Here is a 3,339-nt window from a genome sequence, read left to right on the forward strand (position 1 = left end):
GAAAAGCTAATTTTGTGAGGTATGAAATGAGTTTTAGCAAGAGTAAGTTTTTTAAAGAAGTATCAAGTAAAGATATTAATAAAAGAAATGAAGAAGGAGAGACGATATTACATCAAGCAGTAGAAATCTCCAATTACAAAACAATAAGGTTATTAATAAAAAAAGGGGCAGAGGTTAATGCAAGAGATAAAAATGGTTATACACCACTACACTGTGCAGTATTTGCGAAAAGCTTAGAAAATGTAAAAGTGCTGCTAAGGTCGGGAGCAGAAGTAAATGCCACTCAATATGTTACTGGATGTACGCCACTGCACTCTGCGTGCAAAATAGGAGGAGCAGGAGTTGAAATAATAAAAGAGCTAGTAAAAGCAGGAGCTGAGGTTAATCAACTGAATAAATATGGTGCAACACCAATGTATTACATATGGGAAAGTGAAAAGTATTCTCTGTGTGATAGTAAAGAAAGTGAAAAGGCAAGTAAATTTTTGAGAGAAAAAGGAGGAATAACAAAAAGCAGAGAACTGACCTGCTATGGAATAGAGAGGCTAGTGGGAGAAATAGCAGACATGTTGAATGGGAGTTATTTACCAGAGTTAAAAATAATAGAGATAGAAGAAATAAGGAAGAGAGATAAATCGCTAGTAAAGGAAGAGTGTAAAAATTTAGCAAGCAAAATAATGAACCAAGTGAACGAAATGATAGACGAGGTAGCGAAAAGGAATGCTTAAAAGAGAGACTTAAATTTAAAGAAAAGGTGAGGTGGATTATGGTAAAGCTCGGTAAAAAAGAGGAGTCTCTATTAGAGAACTCGTTTAAAAATATTTATGAAAGAGACGAAAAGGGAAGAACAGTTTTGCATTATGCAGTAGACGCAAAAACAGTGAGATTATTAGTTGAAAAAGGAGCGAATGTGAATGCAGCAGATGTAGAAGGACACACAGCACTGCACCTAGCGATAACTGAGAAACGTCTAGAAATCGTGAGAGAATTGATAAAATCAGGAGCGAATGTAAATGCGGAAGAATATGAAAATAAATGCACTCCATTGCACCTTGCATGTATGGTGGGGAAAGTGGAAATAGTGGAGGAGCTAGTAAAAGCAGGGGCTGAAATAGAACAAGCAGATAAATTTGGAGTGACAGCGATGGATTATGCTAAAAATAGCAAAAAGATAACCGAGGTATTAAAGAAAGAAACAGACAGAATTGAAAAGCTATTTATGAAGGGCTAAAAATATGGAGAAAGAAATAGAAAAGAAAGTAATGAATTTAGAGAGAAGACCTTTGGATGAGCTGAGAAAAATGTGGAAGAAGGCATATGGGGAAGAAGCGCCAAGGTACTCAAAGAAATATCTGATACCGAGACTAGCTTATAGAATACAGGAAAAAGCGTATGGAGAAATGTCAAGAAAAGGATTAAAAAGACTAGAGTATCTGGCAGATCGGCTAGAGAAGGGAAAAAGAATAAGTAGCGATAAATTACCAGTAGAAGGGACAGAATTAATACTAGAGAGAGGGGAAGAGACGCATGCAGTAATGGTAACAGATAAGGGTTTAATCTACAGAGAAGAATTTTTTACGTCATTGTCAGCAGTAGCCGGAAAAATAATGGGAATGAGCTATAACGGACCTTTATTATTCGGGATGCGTGATAAAAATGGAAGTTGAAAATGCTAAAAGAAGTAAGATGTGCAATATATACGAGAAAATCAAATGAGGATGGACTAGAACAAAAGTTTAACAGTTTAGATGCGCAGCGAGTAGCATGTGAAAAATACATAAAGAGCAGAGAAGGCTGGATAGCATTGGCAAAAAAGTACGACGATGGAGGGTTCTCAGGAAAGAATTTAGAAAGACCAGCAATAAAGGAATTATTTGAAGATGTTAAAGGAGGAGAAGTAGATTGTGTAGTAGTATATACGCTAGACAGGTTATCAAGGGAAACAAAAGACAGCATTGAAGTAACGTCATTTTTTAGAAGACATCGAGTAAATTTTATAGCAGTAACGCAGATATTTGACAATAATACGCCAATGGGAAAGTTCGTGCAAACGGTGTTATCAGGGGCAGCACAGTTAGAAAGAGAGATGATAGTAGAGAGAGTAAAAAATAAAATAGCAACATCAAAGGAGCAGGGATTGTGGATGGGGGGAACTTTGCCGCTTGGATATGATGTAAAAGATAAAGAATTAATAATAAATGAGAAAGAAGCAAAGTTGGTAAAACATATATTTGAGAGGTATATAGAGCTGAAGTCAATGGCAGAACTGGCAAGAGAGTTAAATAGCCAAGGATACCGTACGAAAGGAAAATCAGATATCTTTAAAAAGGCAACGGTGAGGAGAATAATAACAAATCCAATATATATGGGAAAAATTAGGCATTATGAGAAAGAGTATGAAGGAAAGCATGAGGCGATAATAGAGGAAGAAAAATGGCAAAAAGCACAAGAATTGATAAGGAATCAACCATATAGAAAAGCAAAATATGAGGAAGCGCTGCTTAGGGGAATAATTAAGTGCAAGAGCTGTGGTGTAAATATGACGCTGACATACTCAAAAAAAGAAAATAAAAGGTATCGATATTATATATGCAATAATCATTTAAGAGGAAAAGGTTGCGAGTCGATGAACCGAACAGTAGTAGCGGGAGAAGTAGAAAAAGAAGTGATGAAGAGAGCTGAACGCCTATATGAAAATTTGGAAGAAAAAGCGGAAGAGTGGAAAAATTTAAGTTTTGGAAAACAGAAAGAAGCGGTGAAGAAATTAATAAAGACAGTATGGATGAGAGAGGATGGAATAGATGTCTGTTCTGAGTCAGAGGAAAAATTTATACCAATGAGTTTAAAAAAGAAAGGAAATAAATGCACGGTAATAGAACCAGAGGGGAAAACAAATAATGCGCTACTGAAGGCAGTGGTAAGGGCTCATCTGTGGAAACGTCAACTGGAGGAAGGAAAATATAGAAGTGTGAAAGAGCTGAGCATAAAAATTAAGATAAGCATGAGAAGAATACAGCAAATTTTAAGGTTAAATTATTTAGCTCCGAAGATCAAAGAAGACATAATCAATGGGAGACAACCGAGAAGCTTGAAGTTAGTGGATTTAAGGGAAATACCGATGCTGTGGAGTGAGCAATTAAAGAAGTTTTACGGCTTAGAATCTTAATTTACAAAAGCAATAGGCAATGGAAAAGACTATGTGCCAGAAAACCAATACTTTAAAACAAAGAATGGAGGTAAGCTAGTGTTACAGGAACTGACACTTAATTATGTAATAAAAACAGTGATAATCTTAAACATACCTGCTCATTTTTTAAAATATACCCTAACACCATACCC

4 protein-coding genes are annotated in these 3,339 nt (G+C 35.8%); all 4 read left to right on the forward strand.

What is annotated here, in order from left to right; all coding sequences use genetic code 11:
* The first annotated feature begins 26 nt into the window (after positions 1 to 26).
* The 4 genes from ACIPNH_RS01715 to ACIPNH_RS01730 are packed head-to-tail and all read left to right on the forward strand — an operon-like array spanning position 27 to position 3,166.
* The gene (locus ACIPNH_RS01715; RefSeq protein ID WP_400771327.1) at positions 27 to 728 is read left to right on the forward strand and encodes an ankyrin repeat domain-containing protein; all 702 of its coding nucleotides are present in this window, start codon (positions 27 to 29) and stop codon (positions 726 to 728) included.
* Positions 729 to 766: 38 nt separating this feature from the next.
* Complete coding sequence (locus ACIPNH_RS01720; RefSeq protein WP_155968581.1) at positions 767 to 1,231, forward strand: ankyrin repeat domain-containing protein; 465 nt, start codon at positions 767 to 769, stop codon at positions 1,229 to 1,231.
* A gap of 4 nt (positions 1,232 to 1,235) precedes the next feature.
* Positions 1,236 to 1,667 carry a DUF2924 domain-containing protein gene (locus tag ACIPNH_RS01725; RefSeq protein WP_265030285.1) on the forward strand — a complete coding sequence of 144 codons (432 nt, stop codon included), beginning with the start codon at positions 1,236 to 1,238 and terminating at the stop codon, positions 1,665 to 1,667.
* A 2-nt stretch (positions 1,668 to 1,669) separates the two neighbouring features.
* A complete protein-coding gene (locus ACIPNH_RS01730) occupies positions 1,670 to 3,166 on the forward strand; it encodes a recombinase family protein (RefSeq protein ID WP_400771325.1) in 1,497 nt (498 codons plus the stop codon).
* Positions 3,167 to 3,339: the final 173 nt, after the last annotated feature.

Origin of the sequence: Wolbachia endosymbiont of Drosophila barbarae (genome assembly GCF_044752445.1) — a bacterium.
Taxonomy (GTDB): Bacteria; Pseudomonadota; Alphaproteobacteria; order Rickettsiales; family Anaplasmataceae; genus Wolbachia; species Wolbachia pipientis.

What these genes read in the sequence shown, in the direction of transcription:
- ACIPNH_RS01715 (WP_400771327.1), top strand. Translation starts at nt 27, where the DNA reads ATGAGTTTTAGCAAGAGTAAGTTTTTTAAAGAAGTATCAAGTAAAGAT.
- ACIPNH_RS01720 (WP_155968581.1), top strand. Translation starts at nt 767, where the DNA reads ATGGTAAAGCTCGGTAAAAAAGAGGAGTCTCTATTAGAGAACTCGTTT.
- ACIPNH_RS01730 (WP_400771325.1), top strand. Translation starts at nt 1,670, where the DNA reads ATGCTAAAAGAAGTAAGATGTGCAATATATACGAGAAAATCAAATGAG.
- ACIPNH_RS01725 (WP_265030285.1), top strand. Translation starts at nt 1,236, where the DNA reads ATGGAGAAAGAAATAGAAAAGAAAGTAATGAATTTAGAGAGAAGACCT.